Source organism: Psychrobacter sp. H7-1 (genome assembly GCF_904846585.1).
Taxonomy (GTDB): domain Bacteria; phylum Pseudomonadota; class Gammaproteobacteria; order Pseudomonadales; family Moraxellaceae; genus Psychrobacter; species Psychrobacter raelei.
Genome location: NZ_CAJHBH010000055.1, coordinates 1 through 19,109, shown reverse-complemented (window position 1 = coordinate 19,109; position 19,109 = coordinate 1). Strand labels below are relative to the sequence as shown.

Genomic DNA, 19,109 nt, shown 5'->3' with positions numbered 1-19,109 from the left:
AACCGCACCTGCTGTGATGGCAGGATTGTTCCAGTGGCTTAATTTTAACGAACTGGTAAATCATTATTCCCCTGACAAACTACGTCAATTCGCTGATGCGGCTAGTAAATTTGTGTAGATACCTATGGTTTAGCGAGGGGAGGAAGTCAAGGGCTGTGATTTGTTATTGGACGGCTTGACAACATCAGATGTGATGAAGCTCATGTATTGGTCTCCTGGGTGCTTAGCTTGTCTACTTGAGCATCGGCCTGAGTCTGATGCTGGCGCTGCGCTTGCAACACCATACTATTGCCAAGCGCTTGGTTTTGCAAAAATGGGATACACGCCTGCCATGCGCTGCAATCTTTGCCCTGCTCTCGGCGCACAAAATAGTCCTGCACCATGCGTGCTTGCTGCTCAATACCATAGCTAAAAAACGGTCTGCCCTCAGCAAGTCTGTAATCGTATCGGCGGTTCATCATGGCCCCTCGCACCACCTTAAGACCTTGCTGCAGTTGCCACACGTGGGTAAGCTCATGAATCAACCAGCTTTTTTTACCCAAAGACTGTTTGCTAAAGTCCTCGATCCAGTCTTTCGGATTAAAATAAATATTGCCATTGGGGCTTACCGCATAGGTTTTTAGCACCCACCACGCGGTTTTTAATCGCACTTGTGAGACATCAAAGTCAGCACCGAATACCGAGTGCGCCATGGCAATCTCATCAGCATTTAACGGCCGACTTTTTTGCTCAGCCATAGGCGTTAGTTGACTTGCCACAGACTTTAGCTGACTTAAAAGCAAGCTGCTCACTGAGCGATGCGCTAAGGTTTTTAATGGGGTGATGGCTTTTGACGCTATTTTTAAGGGCGCTATTTTTGATAGCCTATTTTTGGGCAACATATACGTATTCTTTATAAATTAAGGTATAGATTAAGGTGATGGATATGAAAAAGATGACCACACTCTAATAATGAGTGCAAGCGGCCATAACTACAAGTGAACGCTTCGGGTATCTCACGCTAATCCCACAGTTTTAATAAACGCTTACCAAGGCTTAACTTCCCCATAATTAGCTTGCACTTGCAATTAGGTGGGACTTAGCTTGCAATTAGGCTGATTTTGGGCTGTAATCGTGACTGATTGACACGCTTTCACGCTAATTGCACTGAAGTTTACAACGCGACAAGGCATACTAACACGCATTGTCCTGTCATCTTATGGCGACTGTTTTATGCTATCGTCCTATGCTATGGACGCCACAAATACTGTTGCTACGCATGTTAAAAACGTTATAAAACAAGGTAATCACTGCCCATTATGGCCACTCACCCTCACTCTGCTATTTATCCTGATATTCCTCTAGCTCAGCGCCTGCGCCCTAAGCGCCTAGATGAGGTCATTGGTCAGACCCATCTTCTAGCGCCGGGTGCGCCCATCCAGCGCTTTGTCGAGCACGGTCATCTGCCCTCGCTTATCTTGCACGGGGAAGCGGGTATCGGTAAGACCACCATTGCCATGCTGTTGGCCGATGCCGTGGGTCGCCCGTTTTACCCGTTATCAGCGATTAACACGGGGGTAAAGCAGCTGCGAGAGGTACTCGATGCAGGCAGTAGCTCTGGTCAAGGTGGGCTGGATTTTGCGTCGCCCGTGGTATTTATCGATGAAATTCACCGCTTTAACAAGGCGCAGCAAGATGCACTGCTAGGAGCGGTGGAATCAGGCGACATTACCCTAATTGGCGCCACCACTGAAAACCCCTCGTTTAGCGTTAATAATGCGCTGCTGTCACGCTGTCAGGTATATCGCCTGCAGCCACTCGATGACACCCAGATTGGTGAATTGTTGCAGCGGGCGCTTAGCCAAGATGAATTTTTATCTCAGCTCAGCATTGATCTGCGAGCGCTGCCACAAATAGCCAACTTAGCCCAAGGTGATGCCCGCAAGGCGCTTAACTTATTAGAGATGGCGGTACAGGCCTCTGACCACAGCAAGAAGCCGATTGTGATTGATGATGCGCTGTTATCAAGCGTGGCACAGACCACCTTGCAGCGCTATGACAAAGATGGTGACCAGCATTACGACATTATCTCAGCGATGATTAAGTCGGTGCGTGGCTCAGATCCTGACGCTGCTTTGTACTGGATGGCGCGGATGCTGGTAGCTGGCGAGCCGCCGGAGTTTATCGCTCGGCGTTTGGTAATTTTGGCCAGTGAAGATATCGGAAATGCCAACCCCAATGCTTTGCTACTGGCCGATGCCGCCTTACGCTCGGTAAAAGCCATTGGCATGCCAGAGGCGCGGATTATCTTAGGCCAAGTGGTGGTGTATCTGGCCACCTCCGCTAAGAGTAACAGCACGTATTTGGCAATTAATAAAGCGATGCAATTGGCACAACAGGATCAATCACCTGTGCCGATGCACCTGCGCAATGGGGTCACTAAGCTGATGCAAAGCCAAGGCTATGGTGAGGGCTATCTTTATCCGCATGATTATCCCAATCATTATCAGCCGCAGCAATATCTGCCTGACAACTTGGTGGGTACTCGCTTTTATGAGTATGCCGATAACCAACGGGAGCAGCACAGTTTACAGTTTATGCAGTGGTTGCAGACGCAGGCACCCTCTAACAACCCTTAATAAACCAAATAAGCAATAAATCGAATAAGCGTTAATAAATAAGGGTATGCGCTGATGATAATCAGCCGCTCACAGATTTTTCAATCACATTGATTGACTGTAGTGAATGGCACTGAGACTCAGTTACAGGTACAATGGTTGCTATAATTAGCCCTTAACTGAACGAACAATATTTAACGAACAATAAAAGAGACAACACATCATGGCACTAGATAATATTAAAGACATCATTGAAGACATTCGCGCTGGTAAAATGGTCATCTTAATGGATGATGAAGACCGCGAAAATGAAGGCGACCTGATTATGGCCGCCACTCATGTCAACCCTGAAGCCATTAACTTTATGATTACCCATGCCCGCGGCTTGGTGTGCTTGACCTTGACTGAAGAGCGCTGCCGCCGTCTTGAGCTGCCGCTGATGAGTGACCGTAACGAGGCCAAATTCAGCACTAATTTCACCGTGTCTATCGAAGCGGCTGAAGGCGTGACGACTGGTATCTCTGCTGCTGACCGTGCGCGTACCGTGCAAGCGGCGGTGTCTGCCACAGCCAAGGCTGAAGACATTGTGCAGCCTGGCCATATCTTCCCCATCATGGCGCAAAAAGGCGGTGTATTGCACCGTGCTGGCCATACCGAAGCTGGCTGTGACTTGGCACGCCTAGCCGGTCTTGAGCCTGCCGCGGTTATCGTAGAAATCATCAATCCCGATGGCACCATGGCCCGCCGTGATGATTTAGAAAAATTCGCCGCTGAACATGATCTAAAAATCGGTACCATTGCCGATCTTATTAACTACCGCATTGCCAATGAGCAAACGGTCAATGAAGTCAGCAAACGTCCGTTTGAAACCGACTTTGGCACCTTTACCCTATATCAATTTAAAGAATACGGTGCGTCAGAGACTCACTTAGCCCTTGTCAAAGGCAATCCTAGCGAAGGCGTGAGTACCGTGCGTGTGCATGGCTTCCATCCGCTACGTGATTTATTTGCTGCCAAACGTGATGCCACCGGCCGCAGTGGTTGGAGTATCCAAAACTCTTTACAAGAAATCAGTCAGTCTGAGCGCGGCGTACTGGTCTGGATTGGCAACAATCAGCCGGTTGATTTGGGCGAAGCGCTTGAGCTTGCCAGCAACAATCAGTCTGTCTCTACGCTATCCAATCAGCCTTACCGCAGCATCGGCGTGGGCGCACAAATCTTACGTCACCTAGGCGTACGTGACATGCGCTTATTATCGACCCCGCTCAAATTTAATGCATTGTCAGGCTTTGATTTAAATGTGGTCGAGTGCATTGATTCACCTGATGCGCCAAATGCTTAATACGCTCAAAAACAAGGCATCTGCTTTCAAGCCATCTTCGAGGACGGCAGCCTCTGCCAAGATGCCTAAATCTAAGCTTAAGCCTTTGCTCTCAAAGACGCTACTTACCAAGCCTTTGGGAGTGGCAAATCAGTTGCTGCAGCCGTATCAAATTCAGCTGCAGCACTGGGTCAGCTACGATGGCAGCCAAATCCCTGTGACTATCGTTGGCAGTCCATCCGCCACACCTGTACTCTTGCTACATGCATTTGGCATGGATGCCCGTCAGTTTTTACCCTTTGTGTTGCCGCTGGCTGGCCAATACTGCTTTTATCTGCCTCACTTTCGCGGCTTTGGGTTAGCGGCTGGCACGCCCAGCAGTGAGTTTAACTTTATCGAGCAGTATACCAATGATGTCGATGTTATCCTGACTCAGATTTGCAGTAAACATCAGGTGAAGTCAGTGGATGTGGCCGCCATCTCTATGGGTGCTTTGGTCATGTGGGCGCATTTTAATCGCTATGCACCGCATGCGCAGACAGACAGCGCACAGGCAGAAGATAAACTAGCAGGTGAGGTAGAAACCAAAGCAGAAGCTACTTTTGAAACCAAAGCAAAAAGCAACTTTGAAACCAAAGCAGAACCCACGTTTGAAACCAAATCCAAAGTTAAGCGTTATTTAAACATTGATCAATCGCCTATTGTGCACAATCATGCTGACTGGCAAGGCGGGGTGTTTGGGGAGAAGCAGGCCGAAGTATTTGAACAATTCAATACGGTACTGCAAGCGACATTGCCTTATGTGAATCAGCAAAGTGCTAATGGGCAAACGACCCTAGCATTTACCCAATTGCCGCATCAGGTAAAACGGCAAATCACTCAGATGGAAACTGCGTTTTCATTATTGTCAGCCGGCCGCCTTGCGTCGCAATTATTTATTAAAGCCAGTGGTTATCTGCCCGATCATAAGCTGGCAGTTTATCAGCATCCCACTTGGCAACAAAAGCTGCGTGGTTTGCAGGCGTATCTTGAGCTGCCGTATGATTACCGAGACGCTCTGCCAGTTACCCAGACTCCGGTGACCATGCTGATTGGTGCTCAGTCCCAGCTGTATGATCCCAAATGGCAACGCCAGGTGGCCAATATCTTGCCCAATGCTCAGGTGATTGAGATTGCAGGCTCCGGTCACGCCATTCCGCTGGATGCACCGCTGCAGTTCTCACGTGTGTTAAAGCAGTTTTTGGTTTCAGCCTAAAATTCAGGCTTAAAAAGAAGTCAGGCTTAATCAGGCTAAAAAGCAGTCAGGCTTAAAAAGTGGGCTTAGCAGATGCCCTAATATTTACTATATTTTACTATTGGACGCTATGACCGACTCTTTATTTTCGACCCGCCACTATAGCTACCCTACGCTTGATGACACCATTCGTCAAAAAATGGTGCATTTACAGCAGTCTATCGCCAAGCTGGAGTCGAATTTAATCACCCCAGAGTCCATGGATAAACGCTTATCAAACACAGTAGATGATGAGAAAGTAGCTGATCAAAAAATAGCTGATAAGCACTTAGCTTCACACAATGGCGTATTGGCATCAAGCGAGGTTGATTATGCTGCCGAGCTCAACCCAAGCCAGCTACTGGCCGCCACCACCACCGAAGGTAAGGTATTGGTCATTGCTGGCGCCGGCTCTGGTAAGACCAAAACCCTCACCTACCGTACCAGTTATTTGATTGAAAACGGTGCGTCTCCAAGCAGTATTCTGCTGCTGACCTTTACTCGAAAAGCAGCCAACGAAATCAAAGGCCGTGTCAAAAGCCTGTTGGCCGAAAGCTTGGCCGATAATCGCGCGTTAAGCGGCCTGGATCTGAATGCCATTACCAGCGGCACCTTTCACTCTTTTTGTAATATGCTGCTGCGCCGCTATTCAGGCCTACTGGGCATCAACCCTAAGTTTACGATTTTGGACACCGGTGATAGCGAAGATGCGCTGGATATGATTTGCAAAGAGCAAGGCATTGTTCGCAAAAACATGAAGCAGGCTTTTCCGCGCAAAAAGACCCTACAAAATCTAATCTCCAGCTCTCGCAACCGTCATATCTTACTGCGCGACTTGATTGAAAATGACTATCCTGATATTGCCATTCATATTCCGCTGATTGAAGATCTGGCGATGGCGTATCACAAGTATAAGCGAGCCAATCATTTATATGATTTTGACGATATTATCAGCCAGGTGGTTTATCATCTAAAAAATAACCTGCAATTTCGCAAGCTGATTCAAGACACCTACCGTCATGTCATGGTAGATGAGTATCAAGATACCAACATTCCCCAAAAGCAGTTAATCGACTATCTCTGTGAGCCTGATAATGTGTCGCTGATGGTGGTCGGTGATGACAACCAAAGTATATATGCGTTTCGCGGTGCCAATTACGAAAATATTCTCCTGTTTGCTGACGGTTATCCCGACGCCAAGCTGATTAAACTTGAGCAAAACTACCGCAGCACGCCTGCCATTTTAGACTATGTCAATGCGCTGTCTGAACACATCACTTTGGGCTATCAAAAAAAGCTGTTTTCTAACCTAGCGATTGAAGGTGAAAAGCCAACACTGTGCCGGCGCAGTAATGATAAGCAAGAAGCGGTTTATATTGCTGATAAAATTATCGAGCTTAAGCCAGAGTATGATTTTAATGATTTTGCGGTACTAAGCCGCACCTCATTCCAGTCCAACGAGATTCAACTGCAGTTTATGCAGCGCAATATCCCCTTTATCGTGGTAGGCGGTATTAAATTTATTGAAAAGCGTCATATCAAAGACATCTTGGCGCTGGTTAAGATTTTGTACAACCCCAATGATACCATTGCTTGGCACCGTATTTTAACCTTGTTCAGTGGCGTTGGTGATGTGACTGCATCTAAGATTACCCAAGCCATTACCAACAGTAATGACTCGTTACAGCCGCTACTCGACCCGAAACTAACCAAAAACAAAGCACCCATTAACGAGCTGTATCATGTGCTCATTAAAGCGCAGCAGCAAGCCACTGTCGCCGATATCTTGCAAACCCTGATTGACTTTTACGCGCCTATTTTAAAAACCTTGGAAGACAATTGGCGGGAACGCTCTGAGGACTTTCGAGTGCTGATTAATTTGGCGCAAGAGCACAGCAGCTTAGATAACTTCTTGGAGAATTTAGCACTCGATCCGCCCAATGACTCGGTCGCGGTAATGACTAACCCTGAGGACAAACAGACCGATGCGGTGACCATTTCTACCATTCATAGCGCCAAAGGTCTTGAATGGCCGGTGGTCTTTGTTAATGCCTTAGTCGATGGCCTAATGCCGCATCACCGCTCTTTGCATGAGTTTGAGGCGTTAGAAGAGGAGCGTAAACTGTTTTATGTGGCCTGTAGCCGCGCCAAAACTCACCTATATTTAACTGCCCCTGATTATTTCTCAAGCTTTGCCGGTTACTTCGATAAAATCTCACGCTTTGTCAGTGAAGTGGCCACAGATACCCTACAAGTTGATGCTGCAGAATCTATAAGAAAATCTGATGAATCTCAATCGAATGACCCTGAATGGTGGTAGAACGCTGTGAGTTTTTATTGATAAAAAATATGAAGCTTTAAAAGACATAGTTCAATTTGATGTATATTTGTGTTTTGTTATTCTATAGTAGAATAAATATGTTAATATTTCAGTGCAATTTAATAGTATAATTTGATACTGGCCTTTAATACTATTTCATAATTACGAGGCTATTACTCACGATTTTTTCATTGGAGAATATAGTTGAAAATACTCATAGTAATTAACAGCTTAGGTATTGGAGGTGCTGAGAGTGTTGTTATAAATCTGGCTGACAAGCTTTCAGAAATGAATCATGAAGTTAAGATAGTATATTTATCTGATATCATATTAATCAAGCCTCGTAACCAGAATATAGAATTAATTTCCTTAGAAACCAATAAAAATAAAGATATATTACTTGCCTATTTAAAATTAAAAAACGTGGTAAATAACTTTAAACCCGATGTAGTTCATAGTCATTTATTCAAAGCAAACATATTATCTAGACTATTAAAATTCTCGAGAAACCCTCCAAAAATCATATGTACTGAACATAGTACTAAAGTAGGTGGATTAAGGAATCTGATTGGTTATAGATTGACTAACAGTTTAGCAGATATAAATACTAACGTTAGTGACGTTGCTGTAGAAAGCTATATTAGAAAGGGTGTTGTCAGCAAAGGATCTATGATAACTATTGAGAATGGCGTGGATACGTCTAAATTTATCTTTAATCCCACCATCCGTAAGAATATTAGAGATGAGTTATCAGTTTCTAATAAGAAGATAATCCTTGCAGTAGGGAGACTAGATACTCCTAAGGATTATCCTAATTTACTAAAAGCTATCTCTATTCTTAAAAAAAATAGAGATGACTTTACGGTATTTATAGTTGGTGATGGCCCATTAAAATCTAGTCTTATGAAACTAAGCAATGAGCTTGGATTAAAGGAAACTATCAAGTTTTTAGGCTCAAGAACTAATGTTAAAGACTTGATCCAAGCTGCCGACGTATATGTTATGTCTTCTATGTGGGAAGGTTTACCAATGGTAATTCTAGAAGCTATGGCTTGTGAAAGGATGGTAGTGGCAACTGACTGCGGTGGTATCAAAAATCTAGTTGGCCAAAATGGACTTGTTGTTCCTACTCGAAACCCAAGCCTCTTAGGAAGTGCTTTAGAAACAGCTCTTGATATGTCAAATGAGCAGCGTATTAGGACAGGCATTAGAGCTCGTCAATATATAGTAGATAACTATAGTTTAGATCATAAGGCTAAAGCTTACTTGAAATTGTACTCCTCATAGAATGGGTCTTTTTACCCTGATTTGTTTTAGAGGGTTAAAGGTATAAACTTAAACAATATCTATCGACCACTGTCAATTAATAAAACTCCATGCCTTTGACTAGTTTAGCACTTAAAATTCAATAAAGAAATATTTACAGTAGAGAAGTTAACATGAATGTTTTAAAAAGCCCAAAATCACTGTTTGCCAGTACCTCTCTTGCGGTGTTGATAGGCTTAACTTCAGGCTGTGCCAGCGTCAATTCTGGCTTACAATCCGGTGAACTGCCACCACAAGGCGCCTTTATTGCTGAAAATGGTATGCAGTTTAACGTTCAGCCTTTAAGCCTAGCTAATTTGCCAGCCTCACCTGCTTACTCTACTAGCCGTAGTAATCAATCGACCATGAAGAATGCTCGAGTACGTGAATTATTAAATAGTTCGCGTGCAGCAGATTACAGAATCTCTACCAGTGATATCTTAAGCATCAATCTTATTGGTTATCCAGAGATTACGCCGCCTATTCCCAGTACTGCCATTACCACAGCCACCAACCCTTATGCATCCGGCTATCCTGTGGATCAGCAAGGCTATATTCAGTTCCCCTTAGTAGGTAGAGTAAAAGCCAGCGGCCTAACCGTCACTCAATTTACCAATAATCTGCGCAGTCAATTACAGCGCTATTTAAAGTATCCTGACCCGCAAGTAAAAATTGTGAATTATCGCGGTAATAAATTCTTTATCGATGGTGAAGTGCGTCAGCCCGGCGAGTTCAATATTGCCGATGCGCCAGTTTCTTTATATGGCGCCATCTCTATGGCAGGCGGAGCCACGCCAGAGGGAGACTCTAATAACGTAGTATTAATGCGCCGCGGTACGAGATATGAGCTTGGACTGCGTGATCTGCAAAACATGGGACTCTCTGCCAATCAGATCTATCTGCAAGATGGCGACTCTATTCATATAAACAGCTTAGATCGTAATAAAGTCTATGTGTTGGGCGAGTTTGGCGATATCAAGCCATTAGAGATTCCAGAGCAAGGGATTAGCTTATCGCAAGTTATTGGACAAGCTAAAGGCTTAAACCCAATGACTGCCAATGCGGCCAAAGTCTACGTGGTACGTGATCATGGCAATGCCTCATATACCGATATCTATTATGTCAACTTACAGACGGTGACTAACTTAGCCTTGGCCAACCGCTTTGAAATGCATCCCAATGATATCGTCTATGTCGATCCTACTGGTTTAACCCGTTGGTCAAGATTTGTTAATTCAATACTGCCCTCGAGTACGGCTATCAGACAGTTATCTGGTTTATAACGGCTTTAATATTACGATAAATAGTATATATTGTTGAGGTTAACTCTCTGTCTTGTGGTTTAGGAATCAGTCATGGCTTTTGAAAATATATTGGTAGTCTGTGTGGGGAATATCTGCCGTAGCCCGATGGCAGAAGCGTTGTTAAAGCAGCGTTTTCCTGACAAAAATATTGACTCGGCAGGCGTGGGTGCCTTGGTCGGTCATGGCGCCGATCCTGCGGCTATCGAAATTATGCAGCAGCAAAATATTGATATTACCGGTCATGTTGCTAAGCAAATCGATGAAGCACTGGCATTAAAATATGAGTTAATATTGACCATGTCTGATGGACAGACTAAGTGGATTGAAGAACGTTTCCCTTTTTGCCGCGGTAAAACCTTTAAACTGGGTCATTGGTGTGATAAAGATATTGCTGATCCTTATAAACATGAGATGAGTGCCTTTATAACGGCTTACCAAGACATCGTAAGCAGTATAGATGAGTGGCAAGACAAACTGGGTTAGAACAACAATGCTAAATAGCTAGGCTGCCCTACTATTTAACCTTTTTCTACCTGATTCTTTTACCTGATTAATTAGTAATTAACGAATAGCGAAGCCTTATGAGTAAAACTGTGCCAAACACTTCTATCAATGACGCCACTCAACAAGATGATGAGATTGACCTAATTGCACTGTTACTAACTTTGTTACGTGGCTGGAAGACTATTTTGACCTGTGCCCTATTAGGGTTAGCACTGGGATTCACTTATAGCCGCTATGTACAGCCTACCTATCAAACCGACGCCTTACTACAAATAGATGAAAAATCTCAAGGTGTTGCCGCGTTAGGCGCAAATATCTCAGAGCTGGTCGGCGAAGCCAAAAGCCAGGCAGAAACTGAGCGTGAACTGATCAAATCACGTATGGTGTTAGGTCCTGTGGTTGATAAGCTGCACTTAGACTTACGCATTAGTAATCCAGAGATAGGCGCGTTAGACCGCATTGCTCAATCGAAGGTCCCTACTCAGATCAGTACTGAGCAAGGTGTGTTTTTAGACACTCAAAATGGTGAAGCACAGATCACTAGCTTTGAGGTACCTTTGGCTTATCTAAATAAGCCATTTACGTTAGTAAAAACGGATAAAGGCTTTGAGCTAAGTATTGAGATCAATGAAGAGTTGGCTCAGTATTCTGGAAATATCGGAACCTCTAACACCATAACTACCCCTGAAGGTGAGATCAAAGTGTCAGTAGCTGCTCTACCGTCGGCAGGTCATCCTATTAGCTTAACCAAGCTATCAACGCCTTCTGCTATTGATGCGTTAAGTAGTCGCTTATCGGTCACCGAGCGCGGTAAACAAACCGGTATTGTTCAGTTAACGCTGACAGGTGAAGATCAAAAGCAGGTCAGCCGTGTACTTGCCAATGTGGTGCAGTCTTACGTTGATCAGAACTTAGCCCGCGGCTCACAGCAGACGACCACCACTATTGAGTTTATGGAATCACAGATTCCACAACTTAAGCAAAAGCTTGAACAGTCAGAAGAGGCCTTTAACAAGTTCCGTGAACAATACGGTACGATTGATGTGAGCAAAGAAGCAGAACTGCTGCTCACTGAAAGCTCTCAAATTGAGCAGCAGCTTAGCGAGCTTCAGTTGAAACAAGCAGAGTTATTAACTTACTATACTGAAGATCATCCATTAGTCATACAAATCAATGATCAGTTGGCTGTATTAAATGTCAGACGTCAAGAAATCAAAGATACTGTCACGCGTATGCCGGAAGTACAGCGTGAATTCTTGCAGCTGTCACAAGACATGGAGATAAACCGTGAGATTTATCTGACTATGCTCAAGAATTATGAGCAACTTAAGATTGCTCGCGCTGGTGAAATCGGCTATGTGCGTGTGGTGGATACACCGATTAACACCTTTAATCCAATTGCACCAAGAAAGCTGGTAATTTGGGCTTTATCATTAATTATAGGTACTTTATTAGGATCGCTATTGGTCGTAGCGAAAAGCTTACTACGTAATACAGTTAAAGATCCAGAGCGTTTGGAGGCCAAGACTGGCGTTCCGGTTATTGCGACCATCCCACGCTCTAAGACCTCATTTAACTTAAGCAAGAAGAAAGACAGCAATCGTCGCTTGCTAGCGATGGTCGAACATGACGGGCTCAGCTATGAGGGTATTAAAAGCCTGCGTACCTCTTTAATGTTTGCGATGCCAAAAGCCAGTAAAGTGGCAACTGTGTTAGGCTCTGATGCTACCGATGCTCATAAACAAGGTAAAATCATTGTCATCTCAGGTGAAGCACCAAATATCGGTAAGTCTTTTATCTCCTCAAACTTAGCAGAGACTTTCTCTCAGCTAAATAAAAAAGTATTGATTATAGATGGTGACATGCGCCGTGGTGAGCTGCATAAGATATTCACGGTCAGTCAAAACAGTGGCCTGGGCGATTATTTAACTGAAAGTAGTGCAAATTTATCAGAGTTTATCCATCCGACCAGCTTTGAGTTTATTGACTTTATGCCACGTGGTAAGCATCCGCATAACCCTGCTTCCCTGCTATCCACTGAGAAGTTTGGCAATATGATGGCTCAGCTAGTGGATATCTATGATTATATTATTATTGATACCCCGCCTGTATTGGCCGTCTCTGATGCTATTATCACTGCTCAGTATGCAGATAAAGTACTGATGGTAACCCGCTATAACAGCTCTATTGAAGGGCAGTTAACCTACGCTGTCAGACAGATGAATAAGTCAAATATCACCGTAGATGGTATTATCCTAAACGATGTGGTACAAGGCATCACCGATAAGTACAATTATCACTATAGTTACGCTTATGGTAATTCAAAAGATTAATTGCAATTTTTTTTACATTTAATAGATTAGCTTGATGGCAAACAACATAGTGATATAGCGATGCGAAACAATCATAAAGGCAATCATAGCAATAAAGATTCTGATAACTACCTAAGTAGCGCGTCTCATTCGTCTCCTAAGTTGAGTAGGATTGCAGAAGCACTATTAAGTTTACCACGACCGATAAAGCAGGCTGTTTTATTGGTTGGGGATTATCTCATCTCTATTGTTTGCCTATTTCTAGCGCTATCACTGCGTCAAGGAGTGCTCGATGTTAATGCCAATTCTTTACTGGTCGCTTTATATGCACTGATACCAATTTTTGGCTTATATGTGGTTGGGTTTTACCGTGGTGTGACTCGTATCTTCTTCGATACCGATATGCGCCGCGTGCTTAAGCTATTTGTCATTATTTTAATTGTCTTTACCGTTGTCTACCTTTTCGACTTTATCACCAGTATCCCGCGTTCAGTTCCGCTATTGTATTTGTTTATGCTGTTTATCTGGCTATGGGGTAGCCGGCTATTTCTACGTGACTTATTACTGCGCTTGCAAGGCAAGCCTGTCTATCAGGATTTACATAAAAGCTCTATCGAGCGCGACAATGTGCTTATCTATGGTGCTGGCTCATCAGGTACTGCGTTATTAGAAGCCTTACAAGACTCTCCCCGATATCAAGTCGCTGCCTTTATTGATGATGACGGTCGACTGACGGGGGGCCATATCTTAAATAAAAAAATATACCCAGCCACACAGATTGAAAGTTTGGTTGAAAAGCTAAACATCGCCCAAGTGTTTTTGGCGATGCCTTCGGTCAATCGCCAGCGTCGTCGTGAGATTATCAACGATTTAACCAATCTGTCTGTAAAAATCAAAGAGTTGCCTAGTCTGCAGGATATCGCTGAAGGTAAAGTTACCGTCAGTACCATGCGCCGCGTCGATATCTTAGATGTACTAGATCGCCAAACAGTTAATCCTGACCCTATTTTATTGGCGAAAAACATTACTGGCAAAAATGTTTTGGTTACTGGTGCCGGTGGCTCAATCGGTAGTGAGCTGTGTCGACAGATTATCAAGAACAAGCCTAAATGCTTAGTACTGTATGAGCTCTCTGAATACGCTCTGTATGCCATTCACCAAGACTTATTGGCTTGGCAGGCAGCTAATCCAGTAAATAGCGATAATCCTACTACACAGATCATTGCGCTATTGGGTAATGTGAACAACCAACAAAAATTAAACATGGTTTTTACCAAGCATGCGATTAATACCGTGTATCATGCGGCAGCTTATAAGCATGTGCCAATTGTAGAGTATAATCCGTTTGAAGGCGTTATCAATAATGCCAAAGGCACGTATCGCTGTGTGAAAGCGGCTATTGAATCAAATGTAGAAACCTTTGTACTTATTTCGACCGATAAAGCCGTCCGCCCTACCAATATCATGGGTGCTTCGAAACGCTTGGCCGAATTGGTTTGCCAAGGCTTTAGCAATGCTAACCCTAAGACGAAAATCAGCATGGTACGCTTTGGCAATGTATTGGGCTCATCAGGCTCAGTAGTGCCGCTATTCACCAAGCAAATAGCCAAAGGTGGTCCTATTACGGTGACTCACCCGGAGGTAACTCGATACTTCATGACCATTCCAGAGGCAGCTAATTTAGTCATTCAAGCTGGAGCGATGGCTGAAGGTGGTGAGGTATTCGTACTTGATATGGGTAAGCCAGTAAAAATTATCGATCTGGCGCGGCGTATGATTCACTTAAGTGGCTATGAAGTAAAAGACGAGAATAACCCTGCTGGTGATATCGAGATAGTCTTTAGTGGTCTTCGCCCAGGCGAGAAGCTTTATGAAGAGCTTATCATTGGCGACGATAATATTGAAGCAACTCAGCATTCGTTAATTATGCAAGCACGTGAGCACAGCTTTGAGTTAACTGATATTGAAAACACTTTATCTGAATTAGCATCTAGAGCTCAATACCATGATGTGGACTGGTTAAAGCAGCAATTTATTCATTATGTAGAAGGCTACAAACCAAATTAAATATGACTTTGGCTAAAGAACTGAACTTAGCCATAACAACAGACATCGGAAACTACCATGAAAAAAGTATTGTTAGTGTTTGGGACTAGGCCTGAAGCGATTAAAATGGCTCCTTTAGCTATAGAATTAAAAGCTTTAGAAAAGGATTTTGAAACTAAAGTTTGTGTCACTGGCCAACATAGAGAAATGCTTGATCAGGTTCTTAATCTATTTGAGTTAGTACCAGATTTCGACTTGAACCTTATGAAGAAGGGTCAAACCTTAGCAGACATTACCTCAGGGGTATTAAAAGGATTAGAATGCGTATTTGAAAGCTGGACACCTGACATAGTATTAGTACATGGTGATACTGCCACTACCTTTGCGGCATCATTAGCAGCCTATTATCATAAAATTAAAGTAGGCCACGTAGAGGCAGGCTTACGTACAGGCAATATATACTCACCTTGGCCAGAAGAGGCTAATAGGAAGTTAACAGGTATTCTTACTACTTATCACTTTGCTCCTACACAGAATTCTTTTGATAACTTAATAAAAGAGAATACCAACCCAGACTCTATTGTTATCACAGGCAACACTGTTATTGATGCTTTGCTGACTGTTAGAGATAAAATACTGCATGACAATGAGTTGGCCACAAGCTTTGAACATAAGTTTCAGATGCTAGATAATACAAAAAGAATGATTTTAGTAACAGGGCATCGTCGTGAGAACTTTGGACAAGGCTTTAGAGATATCTGCTCTGCCTTAGCTAATGTTGCTAGAAGGTATCCAAACGTGGAAATTGTCTATCCTGTTCACCTAAACCCAAATGTTCAACAGCCCGTTAATGAACTTTTATCAGGCATAGACAATATTAAGTTAATCGAACCCCAAGACTATCTACCTTTTGTCTACTTAATGAATAGAAGCTATCTGATCCTCACTGATTCAGGAGGCATTCAAGAGGAAGCGCCCTCACTAGGCAAGCCTGTATTAGTAATGCGAGATACTACCGAGCGTCCAGAGGCAGTAGAAGCAGGTACAGTAAAATTAGTTGGCACCAATCCTCAAACAATTGAAGATAATATTATCTCACTTATTGAGGATACAAATATCTATCATAAGATGCAAAGAGCTCATAACCCTTACGGCAATGGGACTGCTTGCGATCAAATTATAAACTTCTTAAGAAATCACTAGAGAATAAAAATGAATCACTTTAAGTTTAATAGTATTTGTGTCATCGGACTTGGTTACATTGGATTGCCCACAGCTGCTACTTTTGCTGCTCACGGTATTAAAGTAACAGGTGTTGATGTCAACCCATATGCAGTTGATATGATTAACCAAGGAAAAGTGCATATTATTGAACCTGACTTAGACGCTATAGTACGTGAAGTTGTCAAACAAGGTAATTTAACTGCTACTGATACTCCTGTACCGGCAGATGTATACATTGTCGCTGTTCCAACACCATTTAAAGAAGATCATGAACCGGATCTAAAGTATATTGAAGCGGCCTCTCAAGCTTTAGCACCTCATCTAAAACCAGGAAATTTAGTTATCTTAGAGTCTACTTCTCCAGTAGGTGCTACTGAAAAAATGTCAGAATGGCTAAGTAAATCACGTCCTGATTTAAGCTTCCCTCAAGATGCTAGTGAGCAATCTGATATCATGATTGCCCACTGTCCAGAGCGCGTATTACCGGGTAAAGTTTTACAAGAACTTATTAGCAATGATCGTATTGTTGGGGGAATAACGCCTCGCTGCGCTAAGGCTGCTTGTGACTTATATGATATTTTTGTACAAGGTGAATGCTTAATAACTAATGCACGCACTGCAGAAATGTGTAAGCTTACTGAAAACTCATTCCGTGATGTAAATATTGCATTCGCTAATGAGCTTTCAATAATTTGTGATAAGTTAAATATTAATGTATGGGAATTAGTGTCTTTAGCTAACCATCACCCAAGAGTTAATATTCTACAACCAGGCCCAGGGGTAGGAGGTCATTGTATCGCCGTAGACCCTTGGTTTATCGTATCCTCTAGCCCAAATGAATCTAGATTAATTCGTGCAGCTCGAGAAATTAATGATGGTAAGCCTAACTGGGTAATTGCAAAAGTTAATGAGAAAGTTATTGAGTTTTTAAAAGAAAACCCAGAAAAAACAATTAATGAGATTACCATTGCTTGCTATGGCCTAGCTTTTAAACCAGATATTGATGATTTAAGAGAAAGCCCCGCTCTATCCATTGTTACAAAACTAGCGAATCAAGGTTTAAAAATTTTTGCTATAGAGCCAAATATAAGTGTCTTACCAAAAAATCTCTCAGAAAGGATTATGCTTTCCAACACTATGGAAGCTATTAATGCTGATATACATTTATTATTAGTAAATCACAAAGAGTTTAATTCAGATTTAATACGAAGTAATAAATATATAATTGACACTATTGGTCTGCTAACTTCGAATTATTAGAATAAGATAAAGCAAATAAGAGAGCCTACAAATAAACCTCAATAAAAAAATATGAGTTAACTTAACTCACTAAAAAAGATATAAGTATGTCTAACTGGAACAAAGAAACAAGAATAGATTTACTGATTAAATTAGTATTGCTACCTATTCTCCCTTTTTTCGCTAGTGTTTATTCCTTATTACGAATAAACACTAGATCTTCATATCTAATAATATTTATATCTTCCCTATTGTTTGCATTATCTTTCACATTAGATAATAACTTATCAGAAGGGTTCGACGCGTATCACTATAGGAATGAGTTTTATACACATTCTTATATGAGCTTATATGAATTTAAGCTTAGCTTCATTGATTATATTGAAGGTTTAGACCCCAATAAGAAAGATTTTTATTTTGATACCTTGTCTTTTCTAACTTCCCGTGTTACCGATAACTACCACGTTTTATTTGTAGTTATTGCTATTCCCTTTTCCTATTTCGCATTAAAGTCTCTTAGATTCCTAACATCCCAGAAATCCTACAAGTTTGGATTAATATCTTTAATACTTACTTACCTATTTACTATTAATCAAATTTTCAACATAAACGGTGCTAGATTCTGGACCACTGCGTGGGTAGCAGTTTATTGTCTTTTGCAAATATATGTCAGTAAAAATAGGCGCTACTATCTTTTAGTCCTCTTCTTACCTATTATGCATGGCTCTTTTTTCTTGTTTTTAATTTTAATACTTATTGCTGATTTGACTAAAAACAGACATACACTATGGAAAGCACTATTTTTTCTAAGTGCAGTTATCGCAGGTTTTAGTAGTTTACTAATTCAATATTCATCTACAGTTTTAGATGCTTACCTGCCCTCTGTTGTTAAAACTTATATTGATAATTATACTAGTGTAGAAAACTTAGAACGGGCTGAATTGATATCTTTTCTTCCTAATTTTTTTAATAATTTGATTAAGATGTATATATTTATTGTAATATACCTTTTCATCAAAAACTCGAAGATTATTATGGCCAACCCCAGAACTAGGGACCTGTACTTATTTCTTCTTGTGTTAGCAACTTTTTCATTTTCTTTCTCTACTATACCTTCTTTAGGAGGTAGATATTTAAACTTAGCTTACCCATTAATTGCCTATATATGGTTAGAAACTTTTAAGAACGATAAATATAAAATTGTAATTTATGCATTACCTTTTATATTCTCACTTCAAATCTACTTGCAATTTTTTAACTATATAGCAGTATTCGAGCCTATAAACCTGTTGTTAAGCCCTTTTTATCTAATTTATAAATATATAATAATTTAGTTAGCTAAAATTTTATTATTAATAAAAAATAGAGTCTCTTATGAAAGATAGAATAGTTATAATATCGTTTGCTACTCAGCCACAAGCTAGCCCCAGAGCATTCCGTACTCATGAATTAGCAGTGGAGTTAGCGTCACAAGGTTATGAAGTAACTTTATATGTATTGACGGGCAGTTATGATTACTCTGCTTATAATTCTATAAATGGTAATCACCCCGAAAAACAATAACACGTAAAAGTAGAAACTAACTGCTAAAATACCAGCAGGAGATTTCGACATGAAAAAATCAAGATTTACCGACACTCAGATTGTTAATATACTCAAACAAG

Annotated in this window: 14 protein-coding genes; 13 read left to right on the top strand and 1 reads right to left on the bottom strand. The window is 41.9% G+C overall.

Features of this window, described 5'->3' with window-relative positions; genetic code table 11:
- Window positions 1-200: 200 nt before the first annotated feature.
- On the bottom strand, window positions 201-881 hold the full coding sequence (locus JMX92_RS13790; protein WP_201545927.1) for a hypothetical protein: 681 nt from the start codon (window positions 879-881) through the stop codon (window positions 201-203).
- A 417-nt stretch (window positions 882-1,298) separates the two neighbouring features.
- Here JMX92_RS13790 and JMX92_RS12250 point away from each other — a divergent pair, with 417 nt between their 5' ends.
- The 13 genes from JMX92_RS12250 to JMX92_RS12190 all read left to right on the top strand — a co-directional run bounded on the left by JMX92_RS12250 (window position 1,299) and on the right by JMX92_RS12190 (window position 19,008).
- Entirely contained in the window at window positions 1,299-2,618 is a 1,320-nt protein-coding gene (locus JMX92_RS12250) for a replication-associated recombination protein A (RefSeq protein WP_201545926.1), read from the top strand.
- Between the two features lie 202 nt (window positions 2,619-2,820).
- A complete protein-coding gene (gene ribBA / locus JMX92_RS12245; protein ID WP_011959545.1) occupies window positions 2,821-3,939 on the top strand; it encodes a bifunctional 3,4-dihydroxy-2-butanone-4-phosphate synthase/GTP cyclohydrolase II in 1,119 nt (372 codons plus the stop codon).
- Window positions 3,896-5,173, top strand: a complete 1,278-nt coding sequence (locus JMX92_RS12240; RefSeq protein ID WP_227675370.1) for an alpha/beta fold hydrolase — start codon at window positions 3,896-3,898, stop codon at window positions 5,171-5,173. The genes ribBA and JMX92_RS12240 overlap by 44 nt, the downstream gene beginning before the upstream one ends.
- Window positions 5,174-5,282: 109 nt before the next feature.
- Window positions 5,283-7,511: an ATP-dependent helicase gene (locus tag JMX92_RS12235; RefSeq protein ID WP_201545924.1), complete on the top strand. Its 2,229-nt coding sequence runs from the start codon at window positions 5,283-5,285 to the stop codon at window positions 7,509-7,511.
- 204 nt (window positions 7,512-7,715) lie between these two features.
- The gene (locus JMX92_RS12230; RefSeq protein WP_201545922.1) at window positions 7,716-8,798 is read left to right on the top strand and encodes a glycosyltransferase; all 1,083 of its coding nucleotides are present in this window, start codon (window positions 7,716-7,718) and stop codon (window positions 8,796-8,798) included.
- A gap of 152 nt (window positions 8,799-8,950) precedes the next feature.
- The gene (locus JMX92_RS12225) at window positions 8,951-10,099 is read left to right on the top strand and encodes a polysaccharide biosynthesis/export family protein (protein WP_201545920.1); all 1,149 of its coding nucleotides are present in this window, start codon (window positions 8,951-8,953) and stop codon (window positions 10,097-10,099) included.
- Between the two features lie 72 nt (window positions 10,100-10,171).
- Complete coding sequence (locus JMX92_RS12220; protein WP_201545918.1) at window positions 10,172-10,603, top strand: low molecular weight protein-tyrosine-phosphatase; 432 nt, start codon at window positions 10,172-10,174, stop codon at window positions 10,601-10,603.
- Window positions 10,604-10,701: 98 nt separating this feature from the next.
- A complete protein-coding gene (locus tag JMX92_RS12215; protein ID WP_201545916.1) occupies window positions 10,702-12,957 on the top strand; it encodes a polysaccharide biosynthesis tyrosine autokinase in 2,256 nt (751 codons plus the stop codon).
- A gap of 141 nt (window positions 12,958-13,098) precedes the next feature.
- Window positions 13,099-15,003 carry a nucleoside-diphosphate sugar epimerase/dehydratase gene (locus JMX92_RS12210; protein WP_201545928.1) on the top strand — a complete coding sequence of 635 codons (1,905 nt, stop codon included), beginning with the start codon at window positions 13,099-13,101 and terminating at the stop codon, window positions 15,001-15,003.
- A gap of 57 nt (window positions 15,004-15,060) precedes the next feature.
- A complete protein-coding gene (gene wecB, locus JMX92_RS12205) occupies window positions 15,061-16,185 on the top strand; it encodes a non-hydrolyzing UDP-N-acetylglucosamine 2-epimerase (protein ID WP_201545915.1) in 1,125 nt (374 codons plus the stop codon).
- Window positions 16,186-16,194: 9 nt separating this feature from the next.
- On the top strand, window positions 16,195-17,466 hold the full coding sequence (wecC, locus tag JMX92_RS12200; RefSeq protein ID WP_201545914.1) for a UDP-N-acetyl-D-mannosamine dehydrogenase: 1,272 nt from the start codon (window positions 16,195-16,197) through the stop codon (window positions 17,464-17,466).
- Between the two features lie 86 nt (window positions 17,467-17,552).
- Window positions 17,553-18,779 (top strand): EpsG family protein, encoded by a 1,227-nt coding sequence (locus JMX92_RS13785; RefSeq protein ID WP_201545913.1) that lies wholly within the window; start codon window positions 17,553-17,555, stop codon window positions 18,777-18,779.
- A 40-nt stretch (window positions 18,780-18,819) separates the two neighbouring features.
- Entirely contained in the window at window positions 18,820-19,008 is a 189-nt protein-coding gene (locus JMX92_RS12190; protein ID WP_201545912.1) for a hypothetical protein, read from the top strand.
- Window positions 19,009-19,109 lie beyond the last annotated feature (101 nt).

What these genes read in the sequence shown, in the direction of transcription:
- JMX92_RS12235 (WP_201545924.1), top strand. Translation starts at nt 5,283, where the DNA reads ATGACCGACTCTTTATTTTCGACCCGCCACTATAGCTACCCTACGCTT.
- JMX92_RS13785 (WP_201545913.1), top strand. Translation starts at nt 17,553, where the DNA reads ATGTCTAACTGGAACAAAGAAACAAGAATAGATTTACTGATTAAATTA.
- wecC (WP_201545914.1), top strand. Translation starts at nt 16,195, where the DNA reads ATGAATCACTTTAAGTTTAATAGTATTTGTGTCATCGGACTTGGTTAC.
- ribBA (WP_011959545.1), top strand. Translation starts at nt 2,821, where the DNA reads ATGGCACTAGATAATATTAAAGACATCATTGAAGACATTCGCGCTGGT.
- JMX92_RS12240 (WP_227675370.1), top strand. Translation starts at nt 3,896, where the DNA reads ATGTGGTCGAGTGCATTGATTCACCTGATGCGCCAAATGCTTAATACG.
- JMX92_RS12190 (WP_201545912.1), top strand. Translation starts at nt 18,820, where the DNA reads ATGAAAGATAGAATAGTTATAATATCGTTTGCTACTCAGCCACAAGCT.
- wecB (WP_201545915.1), top strand. Translation starts at nt 15,061, where the DNA reads ATGAAAAAAGTATTGTTAGTGTTTGGGACTAGGCCTGAAGCGATTAAA.
- JMX92_RS13790 (WP_201545927.1), bottom strand. Translation starts at nt 881, where the DNA reads ATGTTGCCCAAAAATAGGCTATCAAAAATAGCGCCCTTAAAAATAGCG.
- JMX92_RS12215 (WP_201545916.1), top strand. Translation starts at nt 10,702, where the DNA reads ATGAGTAAAACTGTGCCAAACACTTCTATCAATGACGCCACTCAACAA.
- JMX92_RS12225 (WP_201545920.1), top strand. Translation starts at nt 8,951, where the DNA reads ATGAATGTTTTAAAAAGCCCAAAATCACTGTTTGCCAGTACCTCTCTT.
- JMX92_RS12220 (WP_201545918.1), top strand. Translation starts at nt 10,172, where the DNA reads ATGGCTTTTGAAAATATATTGGTAGTCTGTGTGGGGAATATCTGCCGT.
- JMX92_RS12250 (WP_201545926.1), top strand. Translation starts at nt 1,299, where the DNA reads ATGGCCACTCACCCTCACTCTGCTATTTATCCTGATATTCCTCTAGCT.